21 protein-coding genes and 7 pseudogenes are annotated in these 21,113 nt (G+C 48.7%); 13 read left to right on the top strand and 15 right to left on the bottom strand.

Annotated features, from left to right (window positions below):
• Positions 1-16 precede the first annotated feature (16 nt).
• Positions 17-961, bottom strand: a pseudogene (locus MN084_RS06675) (IS1595 family transposase).
• 169 nt (positions 962-1,130) lie between these two features.
• On the opposite strand from MN084_RS06675, the gene MN084_RS06670 reads away from it, so the two are divergent.
• Positions 1,131-1,307: a hypothetical protein gene (locus MN084_RS06670; RefSeq protein WP_241086723.1), complete on the top strand. Its 177-nt coding sequence runs from the start codon at positions 1,131-1,133 to the stop codon at positions 1,305-1,307.
• A 43-nt stretch (positions 1,308-1,350) separates the two neighbouring features.
• Here the strand turns inward: MN084_RS06670 and MN084_RS06665 are convergent.
• Positions 1,351-2,570, bottom strand: a pseudogene (locus MN084_RS06665) (IS256 family transposase).
• A gap of 104 nt (positions 2,571-2,674) precedes the next feature.
• Here MN084_RS06665 and MN084_RS19410 point away from each other — a divergent pair.
• The 4 genes from MN084_RS19410 to MN084_RS06650 all read left to right on the top strand — a co-directional run bounded on the left by MN084_RS19410 (position 2,675) and on the right by MN084_RS06650 (position 5,216).
• A complete protein-coding gene (locus MN084_RS19410) occupies positions 2,675-2,833 on the top strand; it encodes a transposase (RefSeq protein WP_445083902.1) in 159 nt (52 codons plus the stop codon).
• Complete coding sequence (locus MN084_RS06660) at positions 2,758-3,444, top strand: IS5 family transposase (protein ID WP_241086724.1); 687 nt, start codon at positions 2,758-2,760, stop codon at positions 3,442-3,444. Before MN084_RS19410 ends, MN084_RS06660 begins: the two co-directional genes overlap by 76 nt.
• 459 nt (positions 3,445-3,903) lie before the next feature.
• A complete protein-coding gene (locus MN084_RS06655) occupies positions 3,904-4,821 on the top strand; it encodes a LysR family transcriptional regulator (protein ID WP_241086725.1) in 918 nt (305 codons plus the stop codon).
• A 65-nt stretch (positions 4,822-4,886) separates the two neighbouring features.
• The gene (locus tag MN084_RS06650) at positions 4,887-5,216 is read left to right on the top strand and encodes a Crp/Fnr family transcriptional regulator (RefSeq protein ID WP_320416442.1); all 330 of its coding nucleotides are present in this window, start codon (positions 4,887-4,889) and stop codon (positions 5,214-5,216) included.
• A 137-nt stretch (positions 5,217-5,353) separates the two neighbouring features.
• Here MN084_RS06650 and MN084_RS06645 read toward each other — a convergent pair whose 3' ends face one another.
• Together MN084_RS06645 and MN084_RS06640 are read right to left on the bottom strand one after the other, a co-directional pair.
• On the bottom strand, positions 5,354-5,533 hold the full coding sequence (locus MN084_RS06645) for a hypothetical protein (RefSeq protein WP_241086727.1): 180 nt from the start codon (positions 5,531-5,533) through the stop codon (positions 5,354-5,356).
• Entirely contained in the window at positions 5,517-5,819 is a 303-nt protein-coding gene (locus MN084_RS06640) for a transposase (RefSeq protein WP_241086728.1), read from the bottom strand. The genes MN084_RS06645 and MN084_RS06640 overlap by 17 nt, the downstream gene beginning before the upstream one ends.
• Positions 5,820-5,846: 27 nt before the next feature.
• Between MN084_RS06640 and MN084_RS06635 the strand changes: the two are divergent.
• Positions 5,847-7,091 (top strand): annotated as a pseudogene (locus MN084_RS06635) (IS256 family transposase).
• Positions 7,092-7,129: 38 nt separating this feature from the next.
• Here MN084_RS06635 and MN084_RS06630 read toward each other — a convergent pair.
• Together MN084_RS06630 and MN084_RS06625 are read right to left on the bottom strand one after the other, a co-directional pair.
• Complete coding sequence (locus MN084_RS06630; RefSeq protein WP_241086729.1) at positions 7,130-7,372, bottom strand: hypothetical protein; 243 nt, start codon at positions 7,370-7,372, stop codon at positions 7,130-7,132.
• A complete protein-coding gene (locus tag MN084_RS06625; RefSeq protein WP_241086730.1) occupies positions 7,354-7,515 on the bottom strand; it encodes a transposase in 162 nt (53 codons plus the stop codon). Before MN084_RS06625 ends, MN084_RS06630 begins: the two co-directional genes overlap by 19 nt.
• A 356-nt stretch (positions 7,516-7,871) precedes the next feature.
• On the opposite strand from MN084_RS06625, the gene MN084_RS06620 reads away from it, so the two are divergent.
• Together MN084_RS06620 and MN084_RS19405 are read left to right on the top strand one after the other, a co-directional pair.
• Entirely contained in the window at positions 7,872-8,135 is a 264-nt protein-coding gene (locus tag MN084_RS06620; RefSeq protein WP_241086731.1) for an AI-2E family transporter, read from the top strand.
• 36 nt (positions 8,136-8,171) lie between these two features.
• Positions 8,172-8,309, top strand: a pseudogene (locus MN084_RS19405) (AI-2E family transporter); the annotation flags it as partial.
• Between the two features lie 200 nt (positions 8,310-8,509).
• On the opposite strand, the gene MN084_RS06615 reads toward MN084_RS19405, so the two are convergent.
• On the bottom strand, positions 8,510-8,698 hold the full coding sequence (locus tag MN084_RS06615; RefSeq protein ID WP_241086732.1) for a YgaP family membrane protein: 189 nt from the start codon (positions 8,696-8,698) through the stop codon (positions 8,510-8,512).
• A gap of 885 nt (positions 8,699-9,583) precedes the next feature.
• On the opposite strand from MN084_RS06615, the pseudogene MN084_RS06610 reads away from it, so the two are divergent.
• Positions 9,584-9,840: pseudogene (locus tag MN084_RS06610) on the top strand (transposase); the annotation flags it as partial.
• Positions 9,841-9,875: 35 nt separating this feature from the next.
• Here the strand turns inward: MN084_RS06610 and MN084_RS06605 are convergent.
• The 8 genes and pseudogenes from MN084_RS06605 to MN084_RS06570 form a co-directional block, all read right to left on the bottom strand.
• Positions 9,876-10,244, bottom strand: a pseudogene (locus MN084_RS06605) (IS30 family transposase); the annotation flags it as partial.
• Positions 10,245-10,281: 37 nt separating this feature from the next.
• Positions 10,282-10,695, bottom strand: a pseudogene (locus MN084_RS06600) (transposase); the annotation flags it as partial.
• Positions 10,673-10,795 carry a hypothetical protein gene (locus MN084_RS06595; protein ID WP_277400495.1) on the bottom strand — a complete coding sequence of 41 codons (123 nt, stop codon included), beginning with the start codon at positions 10,793-10,795 and terminating at the stop codon, positions 10,673-10,675. The pseudogene MN084_RS06600 and the gene MN084_RS06595, both read right to left, overlap by 23 nt.
• 369 nt (positions 10,796-11,164) lie before the next feature.
• The gene (tnpA, locus tag MN084_RS06590) at positions 11,165-11,554 is read right to left on the bottom strand and encodes an IS200/IS605 family transposase (RefSeq protein WP_241086733.1); all 390 of its coding nucleotides are present in this window, start codon (positions 11,552-11,554) and stop codon (positions 11,165-11,167) included.
• A gap of 158 nt (positions 11,555-11,712) precedes the next feature.
• Positions 11,713-12,861 carry an MFS transporter gene (locus tag MN084_RS06585; protein ID WP_241086734.1) on the bottom strand — a complete coding sequence of 383 codons (1,149 nt, stop codon included), beginning with the start codon at positions 12,859-12,861 and terminating at the stop codon, positions 11,713-11,715.
• 26 nt (positions 12,862-12,887) lie between these two features.
• Positions 12,888-13,988 (bottom strand): chorismate synthase, encoded by a 1,101-nt coding sequence (gene aroC / locus MN084_RS06580; RefSeq protein WP_241086735.1) that lies wholly within the window; start codon positions 13,986-13,988, stop codon positions 12,888-12,890.
• 23 nt (positions 13,989-14,011) lie between these two features.
• Entirely contained in the window at positions 14,012-15,310 is a 1,299-nt protein-coding gene (locus tag MN084_RS06575; protein WP_330178436.1) for a TolC family outer membrane protein, read from the bottom strand.
• 176 nt (positions 15,311-15,486) lie between these two features.
• A complete protein-coding gene (locus MN084_RS06570) occupies positions 15,487-16,326 on the bottom strand; it encodes a M23 family metallopeptidase (protein WP_241086737.1) in 840 nt (279 codons plus the stop codon).
• Between the two features lie 169 nt (positions 16,327-16,495).
• Here MN084_RS06570 and MN084_RS06565 point away from each other — a divergent pair, with 169 nt between their 5' ends.
• The 4 genes from MN084_RS06565 to MN084_RS06550 all read left to right on the top strand — a co-directional run bounded on the left by MN084_RS06565 (position 16,496) and on the right by MN084_RS06550 (position 20,799).
• The gene (locus MN084_RS06565) at positions 16,496-18,322 is read left to right on the top strand and encodes an ABC transporter ATP-binding protein (RefSeq protein WP_445083901.1); all 1,827 of its coding nucleotides are present in this window, start codon (positions 16,496-16,498) and stop codon (positions 18,320-18,322) included.
• Positions 18,323-18,394: 72 nt separating this feature from the next.
• Positions 18,395-19,243, top strand: coding sequence for an ABC transporter substrate-binding protein (locus MN084_RS06560; RefSeq protein WP_241086738.1), 849 nt, complete (start codon positions 18,395-18,397; stop codon positions 19,241-19,243).
• Between the two features lie 4 nt (positions 19,244-19,247).
• Positions 19,248-20,492, top strand: coding sequence for a transporter substrate-binding domain-containing diguanylate cyclase (locus MN084_RS06555; RefSeq protein ID WP_277400394.1), 1,245 nt, complete (start codon positions 19,248-19,250; stop codon positions 20,490-20,492).
• A complete protein-coding gene (locus MN084_RS06550) occupies positions 20,482-20,799 on the top strand; it encodes a GGDEF domain-containing protein (RefSeq protein ID WP_277400395.1) in 318 nt (105 codons plus the stop codon). The genes MN084_RS06555 and MN084_RS06550 overlap by 11 nt, the downstream gene beginning before the upstream one ends.
• Positions 20,800-21,113 lie beyond the last annotated feature (314 nt).

Here is a 21,113-nt window from a genome sequence, read left to right as displayed (position 1 = left end):
TTAATTTTTATCCTGATTACCCATAAACCCCAGCCATCCTCAGGAGACGATAAGGCATCGATGGTGTACGTAACGCGGCGCAGAGTAATCGTTCAATCATAGCCGGAAGATTAAACCGGCGATTAAAGCGATATTCAAACTCGGCGAGATAACGAGGTACGTGTTTTTTACGAATAGCATGAAAGGTTCCCTGCAAAGCATTCTTGATATTACCAAGCATGGTATTCAGTCATTTAAAGGTGGAGAGCTGGGTATACTTTCGCCCACCGCCAGTGACGATAGGCATATGATCACATCCAGCATCTGTAACTGCTCTGAAGCAGTAGAGCCCATCAGAAAAAACTATGCTGCCAGCACACAGACTGGATCTGGCATATCGAGCCATCTCCGCACTCTGAAAACCGCGGAGCCGACGCAGTTGGATCTTCATTGGCCTGCCGTCCTGCGTCGTCTCAACAGCTGCCACGAAAGGGATTTTATTACGAGACCCTCGCCCACGCTTTCCCGGTTTCTCACCACCAATACAGGCATCATCCATCTCGATGCGACCAGCCAGTTTTTTTGACTCTGACGTTCCATCATCACCTGCATCAGTTTGTGCTTGAGCTTCCAGGCTGTATTGTAGTTCACACCAATTTCACGGAACAGTTGCAAGGCAGAAGTACTCTTTTTACGCTGAGTCAACAAGATAGATAGCCGGAAACCACTTCTTCAACGGCAGCTTGGTGCCGTGAAAGATGGTGCCAGCAGTCAGGGAGCTTTGGTGGTGGCATTTGTGGCACTGATATATCTTACGGCTTTTGAGTTCACAACCTGTTGTGTTGCCACACTCAGGACATATATATCCGGTAGGCCAACGCAGTTGGTACAATGCTTGTTGACATTGCTCTTCAGAACCATATTTTTCAATAAATTTGTGTAAACCAAGACCTTTTTGAAACTGCACTGTATTTTTCGGCATGATAGAAAACCCTCTGTATTCAGTGGTTTCTATTATGCAATGACCACTGGCTCAATAGCTGAGCCTAGTATGTAATCAGGATTTTTATTGTATTGCATGTGGGAGTCTCTAAAAACCTTTGCAAATCAGCGATAATATTAGCCAACTCAACCAACCATTGATAAAAGTCATGCAACCAAGTTTTTTTGATCATCAAGACCAACTTGAACTCCTTGAGCAACTGGGAGACCCGCTGCCAAGGCCGGAAAGGAGCGTAGACTGGGAGGCTTTTCGGGTATTGTTGGACTCAATTTATAAAAATAGTGATCCCAGTAAAGGTGGCATCCACCTTACGATGCGGTACTGATGTTCAAAGAGTTATAGTCAAATCTGGTGTTTAGCCAGTTGAATCAAGCGGCGACCTGATCGACTCCTGCTGCCTCAACACCCTCTTTAAATTTGATTCCGGCTTATCACCTTCGCCAGGTAATCGAAACCCCGTAATCGTCTCCACTTCTTCTCGGCGCACAGGCCGAGTTTGAACATCATGTGTAGCATGCCGTCACGCGATAGGCAGCCCTTGGAAGGTGGATTCAATCGGATTGCTGGTCCGAATGCTCTGCCAGTGCTGCGCAGAAAATTGATAGAAAGCCATCAGTTCCTCTCGGTCTTTGTGCAGACAGATGGCAGCCTTCGGATACTTTGGCTCATACGTTTTGATAAACAGATCAAAGGCCTTTTCCGCATCGGCCTGGGTCTCCGACTGCCAGATGTTATTCAGTGCCTGCTTCGCTTTCGGCTGAGCTGACCTTGGCAGGCAGTTCAGCACGTTCATGGTCTTGTGCATCCAGCAGCGCTGTTGGCGCGTCTCCGGATACACTTCCTCCAGCGCAGCCCGGAACCCCATGGCACCGTCACCGATCGCCAATTTTGGCGGGGTCAGTCCGCGTGACTTCAGTTTCAACAGTACCTCCCGCCAGCTCTGTGTGGACTCCCGTACACCATCCTCAATTGCCAGAAAATGCTTCTCACCACGCTCATTCACGCCGATCACCACCAGGGCACACAGCTTCGTCTGCTCTGCTCTCTGTCCGCTGTAGACACCGTCTGCCCACACATACACCCAATGGCCCTTATCCAGGCGCTCCTTGCACCAGCTCCGATATTCTTCTGCCCAGACCTGCTTCAGACGCGATACCCTGCCGGCCGACAAGCCTGTTGCATCCGGAACCACCAGCACTTGCAGGGCTTCACCCATCTCTCCACTGGAAATCCCCTTCAGGTAGAGCCACGCCAGCGCCGCTTCCAGTGACTTCGTCTTGCGTACATACGGCGGCACCAGAGCTGATCGGAACGTTACCGGCTCGCCGGTCTTCGCGCGAACTTTGGGGATCTTGACCGTGACCGGCCCCAATCCTGTCTGCAGTTTACGAGCTGGCAGGTGACCATTACGCACCACACCCGCCTTGCCATCCTCTGTCCGTCGCTCGACGTGCTCCGCCAGCAGCTCCAGCAGCTCGGCCTCCACCGCCTGGTAGATCAACTGCTCTGCACCGCTTCTCGGCAACTCTGTCAGCGGATCGATAATCGTATCTCGAACTGCCAGCTTAACAACGTTATTCTTACTCATGGTGGCATATCTCCAATGGTTGTTTTGATGTCTCGCAACAACAAATCAACCAGATACCCCGCTTTTTTTCAATTCCCTTCAAACAACACTTTCAGTTATAACTCATGTTCAAGGTGTTGGTCCTACAGCATTTGTTCAATCTGTCCGGTGATCAAACAAAGTTCCACATACGGTATCCCTATAGCTTTTGTCGTTTTCTTGGGCTGAGCCAGGAGGTAAGGTACCCGATACCAAAACAGTTTGGGTATATCGTGAGCGCCTGAAAGAACGAGGCCTTGTTGATAAACTCTTTTCAGCGCTGTTGATCCAGATTGATGCAGCAGGCTTCAGTGCTCGCAAAGGACAGATTGTAGATGCCGCTATCGTCCCAGTACCCAGGCAACGTAATACGCGAGAGGAAAATAGGCAGATCAAAGCCGGAGATAGCCCTGAGGCATGGGGTGATAACAAACGCCGCCAGAAGGATGTTGAAGCCCACTTGACTAAGAAGCATGGCAAAACCCACTATGGGTACAAAAGCCACATCAGCGTAGACCGGAAGCACAAGGTCATTCGCAAGTACGTCATCACATCGGCTGAAGTTCACGATAGCCAAGTCTTTGAGGAACTGATGGATGAGAACAACAGTAATAGAAGTGTCTGGGCCGATTCTGCTTACCGCAGTGTAGAACTGGAAGCCGCTTTACCAGGTGCGCATTACTGCCGTCAGATTCATCGCAAGCCGACACGCAAACGCCCCTTGAATGAACGGGAGCAAGAGGCAAATCGAAAACGATCAAGAGTTCGGGCTCGAGTTGAGCACGTGTTTGCCCAGCAGGCCAATCGACTGGTGCGTAGCATCGGGCAAGTCAGGGTCGGTGGAAGATTGGTATGATGAATTTGGTGTACAACATGCGTCGGTTGGTGTCGCTGGCCGGATGAAGCGAGGTATGGGTATGGATGTTGCCAGAAAAATGAGCGTGAAGATACCGGGCTTCCCTGATTTGCTAGAGACTATTATTGGCCTTTGTCGATTTTTTAGAGGTTCCCTTATGAGTAAAAACGTAATACATAACATTGTAATTCTCCCGGATCTACCACCTTGTTGCAGATCCCACAACCTGTTTGAAACACCCAGGTAACTTATTTGCAAAATATCAATAATGCCGGACAAATGATTCAGCAAGGTATTGGACTACTGATAGTGCTTTCTCGTAAAGGAATATTTAGTCGAAATTAACAAACATGTGTAACTACCGTATACCCCTTTTTTGGATAGGTTATCTATTGGCTTTTACTCCCTTTTTTATGGTATAAATGCGCTTTATCGCCACATGTAATGATGGGGAAAATAATGGCGGATCGCAGACTCCAAGTGTTCCATACTGTTGCAAGACTACTCAGTTTCACCAAGGCGGCAGAGTCGCTGCATATGACGCAACCAGCCGTCACTTTTCAGGTTAGACAGCTCGAAGAGTATTTCAATACCCGTCTGTTCGATCGTACTCATAACCGGATCAGTCTGACTGAAGCCGGCGCCCATGTTTACATCTATGCCGATAAAATTTTCGACCTCTACACTGAGCTGGAAAATTCTGTCAAGGCAATGACAGGGGATATCAGCGGTTCTCTCATTATTGGAGCCAGTACCACTATTGCTGAGTATATGCTTCCGGCACTACTGGGGGACTTCAAAAAAAAATACCCGGAGGTTGGTATCCATCTTAAGGTCTCCAATACCGATGGCATTGTCTCCATGATCGAGAACAATACCATTGACCTTGGCGTGGTTGAGGCGCCCGTTGGTAATAAGAATCTGGTGGTGGAGCCGTGTCGTCCTGATCAATTGGTTGCTATTGTTCCGCCTGATCACCCAGAGGCACAGCGTAAAACATTCACCTATGGGGATCTTGTTAAATATCCTTTCATTTGTCGCGAAGAGGGTTCAGGTACCCGCGAAGTGATCAGCGAATTTTTGTCCCAAGGCAGTGAAGGTGGGCCTGATGACTTGAAGATGGCCATGGAGTTAGGAAGCCCAGAAGCAGTAAAAAGTGCAGTGGAAGCCGGTATGGGGATCTCTGTGGTTTCACGCGCCACCATTCAGAAAGAATTGAAGCTGGGCACACTGGTTGCCATTGAACTGGACCCCTCGCTTGAGAGACCCTTCTCTTTTGTACATCAGAAGCAAAAATTCCGTGCGCGGATAATGGAAGAGCTTCTAGATTTTGCCCAGCTATACTGCGAAGAACATAAAAGCGATGGCTTGGGATAGAAATGCTGCCGCCAAAGCTGAATCTTCCAGGGGAGCAGCGTAGACTACTTAAATTGTATAAAGCTTTGGGTGAGCAGGAGAAGAGAAGCCTGCTTGCTTTTGCCGCCTTTTTGTCCCAGCAGGAAACCGTTGAAACACCGGCTAAAGCGGGGATACCTGAGCCCCAATTGATACCCAGGCCTGATGAGGAATCCGTTGTTTCTGCGATAAAAAGATTGTCTGTCAGTTACTCCATGCTGGACCGATCAACTCTTCTTACCGAGACCTCTTCGCTGATGACCGCCCACATCATGCATGGCCGTTCAGCTATGGATGTGATTGATGAGCTCGAGACTTTATTCATCAGTTACTATGAAGAGTTGAAAAAAACCAACCGAGTGAAAAGATCAATCTAGTGCAGTTATTGGCCGATTGACTTAAACATTAGGGAGCCTCTAAAAACCTGACAAAGGCCAATAGTCTCTAGCGAATCTGGAGGGCCCGGTGTCTTCATGCTCAATTTTTCTGGCAACACGCATATCCATACCTCGCTTCATCCGGCCAGCCACACCAATCGACGCATGTTGTACACCAAATTCATCATACCAATCTTCACGCCGACCCTGACTTGCCCGATGCTACGCGCTAGTCGATTGGCCTGCTGGGCAAACACGTGCTCAACTCGAGCCCGGACTCTTGATCGTTTTCGGTTTGCCTCATTGCTCCCGTTCATTCGAGGGGCGTTTGCATATCGACTTGCGATGAGTATGACTGCGGTAAGCGGAATCGGCCCAGACACTTCCATTACTGTTGTTCTCATCCAGCAGTTCTTCGAAGACCTGGCTATCGTGAACTTCAGCCGATGTGATGGCGTACTTGCGAATGACCTTGTGCTTCCGGTCTATGCTGATGTGGCTTTTGTACCCATAATGGGTTTCATGGGAGTCATAACTGAAAGTGGTGTTTGAAAGGAATTGAAAAAAAGCGGGGTATCTGGTTGATTTATTGTTGCGAGACATCAAAACAACCATTGGAGATACGCCACCATGAGTAAGAATAACGTTGTTAAGCTGGCAGGTCGAGATACGATTATCGATCCGCTGACAGAGTTGCCGAGAAGCGGTGCAGAGCAGTTGATCTACTAGGCGGTGGAGGCCGAGCTGCTGGAGCTGTTGGCGGAGCACGTCGAGCGACGGACAGAGGATAGCAAGGTGGGTGTGGTGCGTAATGGTCACCTGCCAGCTCGTAAACTGCAGACAGGATTGGGGCCGGTCACGGTCAAGATCCCCAAAGTTCGCGCGAAGACCGGCGAGCCGGTGACGTTCCGATCAGCTCTGGTGCCGCCGTATGTACGCAAGACGAAGTCACTGGAAGCGGCGCTGCCGTGGCTCTACCTGAAGGGGATTTCCAGTGGAAAGATGGGTGAAGCCCTGAAAGTGCTGGTGGGTCCGGATGCAACAGGCTTGTCGGCCGGCAGGGTATCGCGTCTGAAGCAGGTCTGGGCAGAAGAATATCGGAGCTGGTGCGAGGAGCGCCTGGATAAGGGCCATTGGGTGTATGTGTGGGCAGACGTCTACAGCGGACAGAGAGCAGAGCAGACGAAGCTGTGTGCCCTGGTGGTGATCGGCGTGAATGAGCGTGGTGAGAAGCATTTTCTGGCAATTGAGGATGGTGTACGGGAATCCACACAGAGCTGTCTGGAGGTACTGTTGAAACTGAAGTCACGCGGACTGACCCCGCCAAAATTGGCGATCGGTGACGGTGCCATGGGATTCCGGGCTGCGCTGGAGGAAGTGTATCCGGAGACGCGCCAGCAGCGCTGCTGGATGCACAAGACCATGAACGTGCTGAACTGCCTGCCAAGGTCAGCTCAGCCGAAAGCGAAGCAGGCACTGCATAACATCTGGCGGTCGGAGACCCAGGCCGATGCGGAAAAGGCCTTTGATCTGTTTATCAAAACGTATGAGCCAAAGTATCCGAAGGCTGCCATCTGTCTGCACAAAGACCGAGAGGAACTGATGGCTTTCTATCAATCTCCTGCGCAGCACTGGCAGAGCACTCGGACCAGCAATCCGATTGAATCCACCTTCGGGACAATCCGCCATCGAACCAAGCGTTCCAAGGGCTGCCTATCGCGTGACGGCATGCTACACATGATGTTCAAACTCGGCCTGTGTGCCGAGAAGACGTGGAGACGATTACGGGGTTTCGATTACCTGGCGAAGGTGATAACCGGAATCAAATTTAAAGAGGGTCTTGAGGTAGCAGGAGTCGATCAGGTCGCCGCTTGATTCAACTGGCTAAACACCAGATTTGACTATAATTCGTTTCATGGTCCAGCGTACTGCAACATCCTTCTGGCGGCGTTTATTATCACTCCATGCCTCAGGCCATCCCGGGTTTTGATCTGCCTATTTTCCTCTCGTGTATTACGTTGCCTGGTTACAGGAACGATAGCGGCATCTACAATCCGTCCCTTGCGAACATTGAAGCCTGCTGCATCAACCTGGATCAACAGCTTTGAAAAGAGTTTATCAACAAAGCCCGATTCTTTCAGGCACTCACGATACACCCAAACCGTTTTGGCATCGGGTACCTTACCCTCCCCGAGCTCAGCCCAAGAAAACGACAAAAGCTATAGCGATCCCGTATTTTGAACTCTGTTTGATCATCGTTCAGATTGAGCAAATGCTGTAGGACCAACACTTTTAACATCAGTACCGCATCGTAAGGTGGACGCCACCTTTACTGGGATGACTGTTTTTATAAACTGAGCCCAACAATACCCGAAAACCTCCCAGTCTACGGTCCTTTCCAGCTTTGGCAGCGAGTCTCCCAGTTACTCAAAGAATTCAAGTCGGTCTTGATGATCAAAAAATTCGGTTGCATGATTTTTATCAGCGGTTGATTGAATTGGTTACTAACTTAATCGCTGATTTAGCAAGATTTTTAGAGGCTCCCATTATTTTTTCGATCCTAAAATTGTATTCCTTGCTCGTCGGTTTTGCTGTGATTATCCCCATGGGGAATATGGGCCCCCGTACTGGCCAGCGTGGTGGTTGCCCTGCCTGTTGGAGGACATTGTCGCTATAATCGAGCGAAGGCACATCCCAAGACTGCCCACTGTACTGATTGTATTTGTGGCCTTTCTCCTCTTCACGGTCGTTCTACTATTTGTTTTTCTGCAACAACTTTCTCGCCAGATAACCCAGCTGTTCCAACAAGTTCCATCGATGATTACCAAGGGACATGCGTTATTGATGCGGTTGCCTGAGCGCTACCCTAAGATTATTTCGGTGGAGCAGGTACAAGAGATCATTGCTATTTTGCGTTAGGAGATTGCCGAGTTTGGACAAAAGACCTTTTCAGTCTCACTTTTTATCTGGTTGAGTGTGACCTATTTTATTCTTCAAACCATCGACGGGAATGTTCTGGTGCCCTTGCTTTTCTCTGAAGTGGTTAATCTTCATCCCGTAGCGATTATTGTTGCGGTACTGGTATTTGGCGGGTTTTAGGGTGTCTTCTTTGCTAGGCTCTTCTTATTCCCCTAGCTACCGGGGACTGATCCAAGCGGTAATGAGGCCTGTAGCCTCAGCATCAGGTGGTATTAGACTAAGCAGCGGGATGCAGAATCACCCAAGAAGGCAATTATGGCATATTTAAAACTGCCGCGTTCCCTGAGTTCTCTGCACCCGTTAATGCATTTTTGTCAGTTTTTGATCTTGCAACTGCTTATGCCGAAAGGCAGATAAGCCGGACACCAGCCAATAGCGCCCGTGAAGAAAGGAATCACGCCTACGGCACCCCACCAGTTCTGAGTTACTATACCCCATGCAATCAGACCCAGGCCTACTGCAATTCGAAGCCAGCGATCAATTCCACTAACGTTGCTTTTCATAATTTACTCCAAGTTTAAAATGTTCAGAAACAGGTTATATCCCACTAGGGGGTGTTAAGAGAACCTCTAAAAAACCGACAAAGACCAATAGTCTCTAGTAAATCTGGAGAGCCCAGTATCTTCACGCTCATTTTTCTGGCAACATCCATATCCATGCCTCGCTTCATCCGGCCAACCACACCAATCAACGCATATTGTACACCAAATGAGCTACAATCAAATCCGTTGCATGGCCTCATGCGGTGTGTCCCTCTGTTGGTTGTTGATCCGCAATTAAGATCAATCAACAGGGTACACCGCTTCTCTAATATTCAGCCCACACCAGAAATGAGCATAGCTCGGAAAAATTGGCCACCAGCGAAATGAAATAGGAGCTCATCTGGTGCCTGACTGCAAAGTAGTACAGTGAATGTTATCAAGACGGTTGATAACCCATCATGGACAGTTTCGCCCATACACCGGAACCCACCACCTACTATACGGTGATATTCTCGGCCCAGTTGAGTGGCGATGGTGAACAGCCCAGTTTTTGGGGGATGGATCTACCCACGATTCCAGCGGCCTCGAGATTACCGTCTCATACTGGTCCGATGAAGAATGGAAATCCGATGTAGAGCATCTTGAAGCGCAAGAGCAAGGCAAGATGGTACCAGCACTTTCAGCTAAGGATGGTCTGAAAAACTGAAGTTTTTCACTTCACCTGCCATCCAATCTTGAATATTTGTAAAAACAACCCGCATTATTCCCAGATTTGACCTTGATTTTGGCTATTCCGAGGCTTTCAGTCGCAACTTGCCTATGAGATGGCTAATAAATGCGCTGGATTGCCCCCCGAACACTAGACCAGTGGTATGTTAGGTTTTCCTCTACCTGAGGAGGATCAGGATGAAGAAGGGACATTTTTCGGATGAGCAGATCGTGGCTGTACTGCGCGATGCAGAGGCAAAACGGCCGTGGCAGCAGCACGCAAACACGGCGTATCGGAGCAGTCGATCTACCGTTGGCGCAACAAGTATGCCGGGATGGAAACTTCAGATGTGCGGGAGCTAAAGCGAGTCAAGGATGAGAACATGCGGCTCAAAAAGCTGCTAGCAGAACGTGACCTGGAAGTAGAGGTCATGAAGGAGATACAAGCAAAAAAGTGGTGAGCCCCCACGCAAAGCGCGCCATTGTAGATTCAAGGGGTCGATGCAACACCGTCATTTAGTTTATCTGCAGGAGTAGCGAAGTCTAATGTTTTTCTCGGTCGTTGATTGAGTTTTTCGCCACGCGATCTAAATTGCGCCTGAGAGTAAATCGACAAGTCTGTTTTCTTCGGAAAGTACTGCCTCAATAGCCAATTTGTATTTTCATTGGTCCCTCTTTTCCATGGACTTTATGGGTCACAAAAGTAGACTTTTGCATCTGTCGCCATAGTAAATTTCTTGTGACCGGCAAGCCCCATCCCCCTATCCCAAGTTAATGACTGTACCAGCTTGTCTGGAAGTTTTTTAACCTGTTTCGTGAGTGCGGAAACAACCGAATTAGTGTCTTTCCGTGCGACTTTAGAGTTTATAGTCAAATCTGGTGTTTAGCCAGTTGAATCAAGCGGCGACCTGATCGACTCCTGCTACCTCAACACCCTCTTTAAATTTGATTCCAGTTATCACCTTCGCCAGGTAATCGAAACCCCGTAATCGTCTCCACGTCTTCTCGGCACACAGGCCGAGTTTGAACATCATGTGTAGCATGCCGTCACGCGATAGGCAGCTCTTGGAACGCCTGGTTCGATGGCGGATTGTCCCGAAGGTGGATTCAATCGGATTGCTGGTCCGAATGCTCTGCCAGTGCTGCGCAGGAAATTGATAGAAAGCCATCAGTTCCTCTCGGTCTTTGTGCAGACAGATGGCAGCCTTCGGATACTTTGGCTCATACGTTTTGATAAACAGATCAAAGGCCTTTTCCGCATCGGCCTGGGTCTCCGACTGCCAGATGTTATGCAGTGCCTGCTTCGACCGTAATCTTGGTTAGCATCTGCTGGAAGTCTTTGAGGTCGTCTTCCGTCTTGATATTTTTAGCGGCCGCATGAGCGATCGCCTGTAGTTCTTTCTTATTCATAGTGCCTATCCTCAACCACGCTTGGATTTAATGATAGACAGTTACACAGAATTCAGGACACCCTCACCTGGCAATGGGGCACCAATGAAAATACCAATGGGCTGCTACGTCATTACTTTCCTAAAGGAATCGATTGGAGAAAGGTCACTGATCTAATGCTTGCAACTGTGGTGGAAAAGCCCAACGAATAGACTTCGGAAATACCTCTATTGTCAGACACCCAACGAACTCTTTCTGAAGAGTACAGATGATGCATTTACAACTTGTAATCCACCTACTTCAGAGACAACTTAACAACCACCGTCTAAAGACGCTGGGTTAAAAAATACGGACCGAAAGTCCAGTATTTCGGCTAAAGCCGATGCAGTCCTACTCAACTTCAAAGTTATCATCAAAGTTCTTTTCAAAATGATGCTGCAAGTATTCCTCTATCATCTGCTTTGTCAATTCACCCGCTGTAACACAAAAATAACCCCTTGCCCAAAAATGCTGACCCCAATAGCGCTTCTTAAGACGCGGAAACTCTTGAAAAAATCTCGTTGAGCTACGACCTTTTACACGCTTCATTATGTCTGACGGTGAAAGTGACGGCGGTGCCGACACCAATAAATGAACATGATCATTACTAACAACACCTCGTAATATTTCTATTTCAAAATGTTCACATGTTTGCCTTACCAATTCACGGACTCTCAAACCTACCTCTCCTACTAATACTCGATAATGGTATTTTGTATGAGAACCATGTCGATGTTTCATTGCCCATCTTAAACACAACTACTAGCTTAAAGCTACCCGTCTAAAGACGGGGGATTTAACCTTAAAATCGGACGATTAAACAATACGATAAGTGAATCGAATTCCACCTATTCTGCTCTTCAAAAAACCAACTAAACTTGATGACATTGAGTAACCTTTTAAGACCTTACACATTTAGCCTCATTGGATACCCAACGCCAGGCGATAATCAGAGCAAGAATCGAAACAGCGGCGGATACAGTGTAGGCCATTTCCGGCCCGGCATCATCCCAGAGAAATCCACTGCTTAGTGTTCCAACTGAGCCACCCAATCCAAAACTCAGACTACTGTACAGGGCCTGCCCCCTCCCCTGGTGCCGACCGGTAAAGAAGCGATGAACCAGATGTATCGCGGCAGCATGAAATGTTCCAAAAGTAGCGGCATGAAGAATTTGTGCCAGAATCAGAAACTCGATAAATTGAGCAAAATGCCCGATCAACAACCATCGTACCGCTGCCAGAACAAGGCTGGCCATCATGACCCGTTTAGCTCCATAGCGCTTTAACAATCGATGCATAAAGAGAAAAACGATCACTTCAGCGACAACTCCCAGCGCCCAGAGCAAGCCAATCACCGTCTTGGAGTAACCAATCTCCTCCATATAGATCGAGTAAAATCCATAATAGACACCATGACCCGCCTGCAGCAGAAAGCAGACTGCAAAAAAAGCGATGACTGCAGGTAATTTTAAAACCGCCGTGATAGATGGCTGATCTTCGGGATGTGGCTCAGGGGCCGGGTCTTTAATCAACAGACTGGAGAGCCATATTGCGGCATAAATACCGAACAGAACCGGTAAAACAACCGTCGGCCCCTGCAGGTCCACAGCCATCCCCAGCGCAATAACCGTCAGAATGAAACCCACTGAGCCCCAAAGACGTATTCGGGCATAACGTGAAACCTGATCGCCCAGATAGTCGAGCACCACCGCTTCAAACTGCGGTAACACAGCATTCCAGAAAAAGCTGAAGAGAACCATAGCGGCTCCCAGCTCCCAAAAACCCTGGAGCCAGAAGACCCCAACAAAAATAATCGCCGTCAATAGTGAGCCAAGCCGAACAATGGCCATGCGATGGCCAAGATGATCCGCAAGCCAGCCCCAGACAAAAGGAGCTAGAAATTTGGTGGCCATTGGGATTGCCATCAATTCACCTATGGCAATGGCATCAAATCCCAGGTATTTGAGATAGAGTCCCCAGTAGGGCACCAGGGAGCCAAGTGCAGCGAAGTAGAAAAAATAGAAGCCGGAAAGCCGCCAATATGGCATAGGAACAGTTATCGGGGGTTGAGTTATTATTCTGCAGCCGCAGGAATCACCGGGGTTCCGGCCTGTACATCAAAATTCTGGGCACGGTGCCGCAGCAGGTGATCCATCAGCACAATTGCCAGCATCGCCTCCACTATTGGTGTGGCGCGAATACCGACACAGGGGTCATGACGCCCCTCGGTAACCACCTCCACAGGCTGGCACTGCAAGCCAACACTACGCCCGGGAATCCGCAGACTGGAGGTAGGTTTGAATGCAACACTGGCCAGGATATCCTGGCCGCTAGAGATACCTCCCAGCACCCCACCTGCCTCGTTACCCAGAAAACCCTCAGGCGTCATCTCATCACGATGCTCTGTCCCTTTCTGCGCCACGCAGTCAAAACCGGCCCCGATCTCCACCCCTTTTGCCGCATTGATACTCATTAATGCATGAGCGATATCAGCATCCAGACGATCAAAAACCGGCTCACCCAGACCCGGAGGTATATTAGTTGCCACTACATTTATTCGCGCTCCGACTGAATTACCCTCTTTCCGCAAGGCATCCATGTAGCTCTCCATCTGCTCAACTTTATCGGGATCAGGAGAGAAAAAAGGGTTTTTCCCGACTTGATCCCACTCCAGATTTTCTATTTTTATTGGACCAAGCTGAGAGAGGTAGCCACGGATCTGAATGCCGAATTGCTGTTTCAGGTATCTTTTGGCAATACTGCCGGCAGCCACCCGCATAGCCGTCTCGCGCGCAGAAGAGCGACCGCCGCCCCGGTAATCCCGGACACCGTATTTCTGAATATAGGTGTAGTCAGCATGCCCCGGCCGAAAGCGGTCCATTATTTTCGAATAATCCTTGGAACGCTGATCGGTATTATGAATGATCAGTGCAATCGGGGTACCCGTGGTCTTCCCTTCAAAAACCCCGGAGAGAATCTGCACTTCATCCGCTTCACGGCGCTGTGTGGTATGGCGGGAAGTACCGGGTTTACGCCGATCCAGGTCATGCTGAAGATCCGCTTCCGACAGTGTCAGCCCGGGCGGACAACCATCCACGATACAGCCAATGGCGGGACCATGACTTTCGCCAAAGGAGGTAACAGCAAAGAGTTTTCCAATCGTATTTCCTGACATAGCACTTATCTATTTATTTCCTGTTACTTCTTCAACCACTCGTTCACTTGTTCCAGATCGGTTTTTGAAAGACTGCCGGCAGCCTGTTTCAGTCTCAGGCTGCTCAAGATGTAGTTGAAACGTACTGTTGAATAGTTACTGAGGGCACGAAAAAGATCCCTCTGGGCACTCAGAACATCCACCGTTGTTCTGGTTCCCACTTCCAAACCGGCTTCAGTCGCTTCAAGAGCGCTCTTGGCTGAGACAGTGCTTGCCTTGAGTGCATCCACAGCACTGATACTTGCCAGCACACCGCGATATCCGTCTCTCACCTGACGATTCACCGATCTGACCTGTTTATCCATATTTTCCTGGGCAGCTTGATAATCAAATCGAGCCTGACGGGTACGGGAACCGACAGCACCACCCGTGTAGAGGGGCATGTTCAGCTGGAGTCCGATAGTGGTTGTATCTGCGTCAGAGCCGAAACTACTGTCATTGCGATCCAGTGCGTGAGAACCGACCAGATCCACAGTTGGATAGTATCCCGAGCGTTGAACCTGGATATTCTGACGGGCAATCTCTGTCGCGTAACGTGCCGCCTGAATCGTGAGATTCTGTGCCATGGCACTTTCACCCCACTGATCGATATTCTGAGGTTCAGGGGCACTCAAGGGCAGATCGGCTACCACCGGAGAAAATGTATCAAACGGCTCCTTGGTAATCTCACGCATTGCCTCTTTGGCATTATCCACCTCATTTTCTGCCAATATCAGGTCTGCCCGGGTTTGATCATAGGCTGCCTGGGTCTCATGGACCGAGGTAATTGCAATCAATCCCACTTCAAATCGCTGTTTCGCCTGATCGAGCTGCCGCTCAATCGCTTTATTTTCCGATTGGGCAAATTCCAGACTGTCCGTTGCCGAAAGCACATCAAAATAGGCTTGGGCCACCCTGACTATCAGCCCCTGTTCTTCCGCGGCAAAGGTCACCTCAGCCTGGGCAATTTGCTTGTCAGCCTGTTCCAGTTTAATAAAATAATCCCGATGATAAACCGGCTGTGAGAGACTGACTGTCAGATTTTCCCTGCCATAGGTGTTTTCGCTACCCCCTTTGACATCGGAATGGATCCGGTTTGCACTGGCAGAAAGTGAGGCGCTGGGCAGCAATAGGGCCTTGGCCTGAGGCTTTGCCTCCAGCGCAGAATCACGAACAGCTCTGGCGGCACGCAACTGGGCATCATTCTGTTCTGCCAGTTGATATGCCTGGAGAAGGTTACCTCCGTGGGCCTGGGAAATCCCAATCAGGAAAGTAATCGATAACGTTAGCAACTTCATTTTCATCAGTATCACTTGTCCGGTAAATGGTAAACAGTGGGTGATTGTAACCCCTAACAGTGCAATCCGATAAGATATCTGTTCGGGTTGTCACTAAAAACAACTCAGTCAGTTCCGATCAACACCGTATAGATGTTTACAGCAGGGGATGGCTTGTTTGAGAACGTATATGTTTCTTCAACTTATTGCGTAATTACTTTGGGCATAGGCGGAACCAGCAGCTGCGGGTCCACTCGGTGATTGTAATAATTCATCCGCCAGTCCAGGTGAGCCCCGGTAACACGCCCCGTAGCACCCGCTTCCGCAATCAAATCACCCTTGCGTACCCTGGTCCCGTTCTTTACCAGTATACGGCTCAGGTGAAGAAAAGAAGATGACAATTTATGACCATGATCAATAATCAGAGTTCCCCCTGAATAGAACATATCCCGATGAACCAGGGTTACAATTCCATCGGCCGGGGCTCTCACCGGTGTACCGGTAGGGACGGCGATATCTACCCCGAAATGAGGCCTTCCGGGGACACCGTTCAATATACGCTGGCTACCATAGACCCCTGATATTGGGCCAGTTACCGGCCAGCTCCACCCGGAAACAAAATCCGTCCTCGCCTGATCCAAACTACGTGCCTTTCTGACCATCGCAGACTCTTTCCGGATACGCTTTAAATCCACTTTATTGGGTGCCATTTTACGTTTCGGCAAACCGTCTACACGCTGGATACGGTATTTACGCTTCTCAACCTTTATCACCGTCTGATCCACCCGGCCATCAGGATAAGTGATTTTAAGCCTGCTCTGTTCCGGGTGATCCCTGCCAAAACCGACCAGAAACAGACCATTGCGGGAGACACGCACCGGCTTGCCATCCACTTCAACTTTCACCCCGGGATCGCTCTTTCCCAGCAGAACCCCCCCCTGGACCTTTGGCCCCTCCAGCAATAGAGTCGCTACAACAGGTGATGCAAAGAAAAGCACCAGCAGATTCAACACCAACAACAAAGATTTCATACGTAGTTTCATCAGGGTTTCTTCAAATTCAGGATAAATCACGAGTCTCGCAGTATCGCATCACTGCGGCACAGGGGGAATATTCATATCACACTTAATCAGCACTCCTGCATGGTGATATATTACGTCAAATCTGCATAACACCTTTGATTCAACCATATGCTTCACCAGGAAATAGTGAATGACAATTCCCGTTCAAGCCGAAACAACTACCCAGGAGAAAGTCCGCACCCAAGCCTACAGCTGGCGGGAAGTCATCGGCATGGTGCTGAAACACCGCAAAGAGCTGATCAAAGCCAATATGATCGCCATTCTGGGGGCCATAGTGGCTGTTCCCATTCCACTGCTGATACCCCTGCTGGTGGATGAGGTACTGCTGGATCAACCCGCAACCGCTATCGATCTGATCAACAGTATCTCCCCTGAAAGCTGGCACCATCCCTCACTCTATATCCTGGTAATACTGCTGCTGACGCTGATCATGAGACTGGCAGCACTTATCCTTGGCGTCTGGCAAATGAGGCAATTCACCATCATTTCCAAAGACGTTACATTTCGCATCCGTAAAAACCTGTTGCTGAGGTTGAAACGGGTCTCCATGTCAGAATACGAAACCCTTGGAAGCGGTACGGTAGCCTCTCATCTGGTCACAGATATCGATGCCGTGGACGGTTTCATCGGCGTAGCCACCAGTAAATTTCTGGTAGCAGTACTCAGCATCATCGGCACTGCCATTGTACTGCTCTGGATGCATTGGCAACTGGCTCTGTTCATCCTGCTTCTGAATCCGATTGTGATCTGGGTTACCACCAAGTTTGGCCATAAAGTCAAAGAGCTGAAACGAAGGGAAAACAGTGCCTATCAGCTGTTTCAGGAGAGCCTTTCTGAGACGCTGGATGCTATCCAGCAGATCAGAGCCAGCAACAGGGAAAAGCACTACATCAACCGCATCATCGGTAAAGCGGACAATATCCGTCAGCATTCAGCCGCTTTTACCTGGAAAAGTGATGCCGCCCAGCGCCTCTCATTTACTGTGTTCCTGTTTGGCTTCGACACCTTCCGTGCTGTCAGCATGCTAATGGTCCTCTATTCCGGACTCACCATCGGCCAGATGCTGGCCGTTTTTGCCTACCTGTGGTTTATGATGGGTCCGGTACAGGAGGTATTGGCCATTCAGTACTCTTATAACGGCGCCAAAGCCGCGCTCGAGCGACTCAACCGTTTACTGAAAATAGGCCTGGAGCCGGTCTATCCCCATAAAATAAATCCATTTCAGGGTAAAACCACCACAGCCCTGACACTGGAGCACATCTGTTTCCGTTATGGTGATAGCCCCCTGGTCCTGAATGATGTCTCCCTGGAGATCAAAGCGGGAGAGAAAGTGGCCCTGGTAGGCGCCAGCGGCGGCGGTAAAACAACCCTGGTTCAAGTAATTCTGGGCCTCTACCAACCGGATTCAGGGGTGATCCGTTTTGACGGCACCAGCGTATCAGAGATTGGCATGAATGTGGTTCGTGACAATGTCGCCACTGTTCTGCAACAACCGGCCCTGTTCAATGACACGGTGCGTATCAACCTGACACTTGGGAAAGATCTGCCCGAAGAGCTACTGTGGAACGCACTCAAAATTGCCCAGATGGAAGAGATAGTTGGTAATCTGGGTCAGGGGCTGGAAACACGGGTGGGACGCAATGGCATACGCCTCTCGGGCGGCCAGCGGCAGCGCCTGGCGGTGGCCCGTATGGTATTGACCGATCCCAAGCTGATGATACTCGACGAAGCCACTTCGGCACTGGACACCACCACTGAAAAACAGCTCCATACCGCCCTGCAGAATTTCCTAAAAGGCCGCACCACCCTGATTATCGCCCACCGCCTAAGCGCTGTGAAACAAGCTGACCGGGCGTTGGTATTCGATGACGGTAGAATCATTGAGCAAGGGAGTCATGATGAGCTGATTAGCAACCAGGGACTCTATGCATCACTTTATGGCAGACAGGAGCATTAGCCCTTCTCTTCACAAGAGATAACGCGCGGCACAGCTCAACCACCTATCGATTTGGGTTAATTCCAAAATCAAATGGAAAATGGTAGCTTTAATCTGGCATTGCGCACTCTAAAAAGTATAACAATTGAAATCCTAACAGAAGGAACTGATACCTTGAGGCAAAACCTCAAAAGAGGTCAAGGGATAGCACCCGCTTTAATAAGCAAAGGATCTTTAATCCACCTGTTCATGCTGCTGGCCCTCTGGTCGGTCTGTGCCTTTGCATTTGCCCTCGAACCAGTTTCCCTACAGTTAAAGTGGAAACATGCATTCCAGTTTGCCGGCTTCTATGCCGCTAAGGAACAGGGCTATTACAAAAGTGCGGAGCTGAATGTAGAGATCAGGGAGGTCTTTGCCAAGACCAACATCACAGAGGAGGTGCTAAGCGGCAGAGCCACTTATGGCGTTAGCGACTCGGCACTGGTCTATGCACGACTCGAAGGAAAACCGATCGTCGCACTCGCTGCACTTTTTCAGCACTCCCCTATTGCCTTGATGACACTCAAATCATCGGGCATCAGTAAGCCGGAACATCTTCGTGGCAAACGGGTCATGAGATTTGACTACACTCAAACGACTTCATTGGTAGCCACACTTGCCAGCAGAGGCGTTAGCAGTGACGAGTTCAGTAATATACCGCACTCATTCAATATTGATGATCTGATTCAAGGCAACACCGACGCTTACGAAGTCTATACCACTGACCAACCCCATCAGCTAACAATGCTGGGAATAAAGTACAATCTGATCGACCCGATGGATTACGGGTTTGATTTTTATGGCGATATTCTATTCACATCAAGTGAAGAGATATCTCAGCATCCGGAACGTACTTCCCGAATTTCAAAAAGCATCATTGAAAGGCTGGATATACGCCTTTAGCCACATGGATGAAACCATTGAGCTGATATTAGCCAAGTACAATAGCCAGCAGTTATCAAAAGAACATCTGCAATTTGAAGCCACAGCCCTGAAAAAGATATCAGGTATAAATTCCAATACACTTGGGGAGATCAACCGTGGAAAGGTTGATTTTATTGCCAGTATTTACCGCCTGCTTGGACTCTCTGAAAATCATACATTGGACGGCCTCATCTACAAAGAGATGGTAACGCATCTGACTGCACGTGAACGGACGTTTATCGAAAAACATGATTTCCGTGCCATTACTACCGATAAATGTGCTCCATTTAATCTTCGCAGCAGCGATGGCGAACTGTCAGGCATCGCCATTGACTACTGGAATCTAATCCAAAACAAGACCCATTTACAATCGCACTATCTGATTGCTGACGCTTGGCAAGAGGTACTCGACAGTCTAAAAGGCAACACAGCAGACCTCACCATCTCAACCGGCATTACAGATGATAGAAAAGAATACGCCCTGTTTTCCAAGCCCTACGCCTCCTTTCCTATTGCTCTGGCAACGATAAATGATAAAGGATTCATCTCATCAGCATCCTATCTCCAAGACAAAAAAGTAGCAGTTGGCAGAGGTTACAGCGCCTACAAAATCCTTAAACAGAACTATCCGGATATCGAGTTTATACTGGCTGACAATATCACTCATGCCTTGAAACTGGTTTCTGATGGAAAAGCATTTGCCGCCGCTGAAATCTTTCCTGTTCTCGCCTCCAAGATCGGTGAATTAGGCTATACCAATATCAAAATATCAGGCACCACAAAGTTTAACTTTGATGTCAGAATCATGGTTAGAAAAGAGTATCCGGAACTCATCTCAATCATCAATAAAGGAATTGAATCGATCTCCGAAGATGAAAATAAAACCATCCACAACAAATGGATTGCTGTTAACTATCAGCAGGGAACAGACTACTCACTGTTGTGGAAAATTGGTTTGCCGCTCACACTCCTGTTGCTTGTATTCTATCTTTGGAACATAAAATTAAAACATGAGATCTCAAGAAGAAAATCGGCAGAAAGACAGCTCAAACACTTGGCTACAACAGATAAGTTGACTAAGATTCACAATCGCTACAAAATAGAGCCGCTGCTAGATCAGCAATTAGGTCTGTTCAGACGATACCATCGATCCGTCTCCGTCACTTTTATTGACCTGGATAACTTTAAAAAAATCAATGATACTTATGGCCATACTAATGGGGGATAATACACTGATAGAATTTGCCTGCTTGGTAGAAAAATATATCAGGAGAAGTGATTTAATCGGTCGCTGGGGTGGAGAAGAGTTCTTGCTCATCCTGCCTGAAACCGACATGGAGCAAGCCAAAAGGCTTATTCAAAACCTCGGATCCATCATTGCCGATCATAGCTTTGACACGATTAAGAGACTGACATGCAGTTTTGGCGTGGCAGAGATAATCGAGAATGACACCTTCGACTCAGTCATGATGAGAGCCGATAAAGGACTCTATAAGGCGAAAAAGATGGGTAAAAACAGAGTAGAAGCGTACTAATCCATATTGCTGTGACTTCTTGATAATTGCGCACAGATATTGGCCTGTAGCATTTCTTGGCCACTGAATTCTAACAGGGCCTAGTACAACAAAAGTCTACATGCAACAGCACGGCACATTCAAATCTACCTAGTGGTTATCTGGCCCGCATCTGCAAACCCTACGGCGCCGATGGTCAAGCCGGAGAGATTGGAGTACCAGACGGGTACTTTCTCTATATTGACTAAGTCGGCAATAACCGCGAGCCCCTAATACTAGGGCATCTCTGATTAATTCTGGATCGGATGGATGACGAGTTGAAATCATCAAGGCGG

This window comes from Candidatus Vondammii sp. HM_W22, from assembly GCF_022530855.2.
In the GTDB taxonomy this organism is placed as follows: domain Bacteria; phylum Pseudomonadota; class Gammaproteobacteria; order Chromatiales; family Chromatiaceae; genus Vondammii.
The sequence above is the reverse complement of the archived record's forward strand: the minus strand, read 5'-3'. Positions and strand labels throughout refer to the sequence as shown.

Bases quoted from the DNA above. Each gene is read 5' to 3' on its own strand.
- MN084_RS06670 (WP_241086723.1), top strand. From the start codon at position 1,131: ATGCAACCAAGTTTTTTTGATCATCAAGACCAACTTGAACTCCTTGAG.
- MN084_RS19410 (WP_445083902.1), top strand. From the start codon at position 2,675: ATGTTCAAGGTGTTGGTCCTACAGCATTTGTTCAATCTGTCCGGTGAT.
- MN084_RS06655 (WP_241086725.1), top strand. From the start codon at position 3,904: ATGGCGGATCGCAGACTCCAAGTGTTCCATACTGTTGCAAGACTACTC.
- MN084_RS06645 (WP_241086727.1), bottom strand. From the start codon at position 5,533: ATGAACGGGAGCAATGAGGCAAACCGAAAACGATCAAGAGTCCGGGCT.
- MN084_RS06640 (WP_241086728.1), bottom strand. From the start codon at position 5,819: ATGTCTCGCAACAATAAATCAACCAGATACCCCGCTTTTTTTCAATTC.
- MN084_RS06625 (WP_241086730.1), bottom strand. From the start codon at position 7,515: ATGTTAAAAGTGTTGGTCCTACAGCATTTGCTCAATCTGAACGATGAT.
- MN084_RS06615 (WP_241086732.1), bottom strand. From the start codon at position 8,698: ATGAAAAGCAACGTTAGTGGAATTGATCGCTGGCTTCGAATTGCAGTA.
- MN084_RS06595 (WP_277400495.1), bottom strand. From the start codon at position 10,795: ATGAATAAGAAAGAACTACAGGCGATCGCTCATGCGGCCGCTAAAAAT.
- tnpA (WP_241086733.1), bottom strand. From the start codon at position 11,554: ATGAAACATCGACATGGTTCTCATACAAAATACCATTATCGAGTATTA.
- MN084_RS06585 (WP_241086734.1), bottom strand. From the start codon at position 12,861: ATGCCATATTGGCGGCTTTCCGGCTTCTATTTTTTCTACTTCGCTGCA.
- aroC (WP_241086735.1), bottom strand. From the start codon at position 13,988: ATGTCAGGAAATACGATTGGAAAACTCTTTGCTGTTACCTCCTTTGGC.
- MN084_RS06575 (WP_330178436.1), bottom strand. From the start codon at position 15,310: ATGAAAATGAAGTTGCTAACGTTATCGATTACTTTCCTGATTGGGATT.
- MN084_RS06570 (WP_241086737.1), bottom strand. From the start codon at position 16,326: ATGAAACTACGTATGAAATCTTTGTTGTTGGTGTTGAATCTGCTGGTG.
- MN084_RS06565 (WP_445083901.1), top strand. From the start codon at position 16,496: ATGACAATTCCCGTTCAAGCCGAAACAACTACCCAGGAGAAAGTCCGC.
- MN084_RS06560 (WP_241086738.1), top strand. From the start codon at position 18,395: ATGGAAAATGGTAGCTTTAATCTGGCATTGCGCACTCTAAAAAGTATA.
- MN084_RS06555 (WP_277400394.1), top strand. From the start codon at position 19,248: ATGGATGAAACCATTGAGCTGATATTAGCCAAGTACAATAGCCAGCAG.
- MN084_RS06550 (WP_277400395.1), top strand. From the start codon at position 20,482: ATGGGGGATAATACACTGATAGAATTTGCCTGCTTGGTAGAAAAATAT.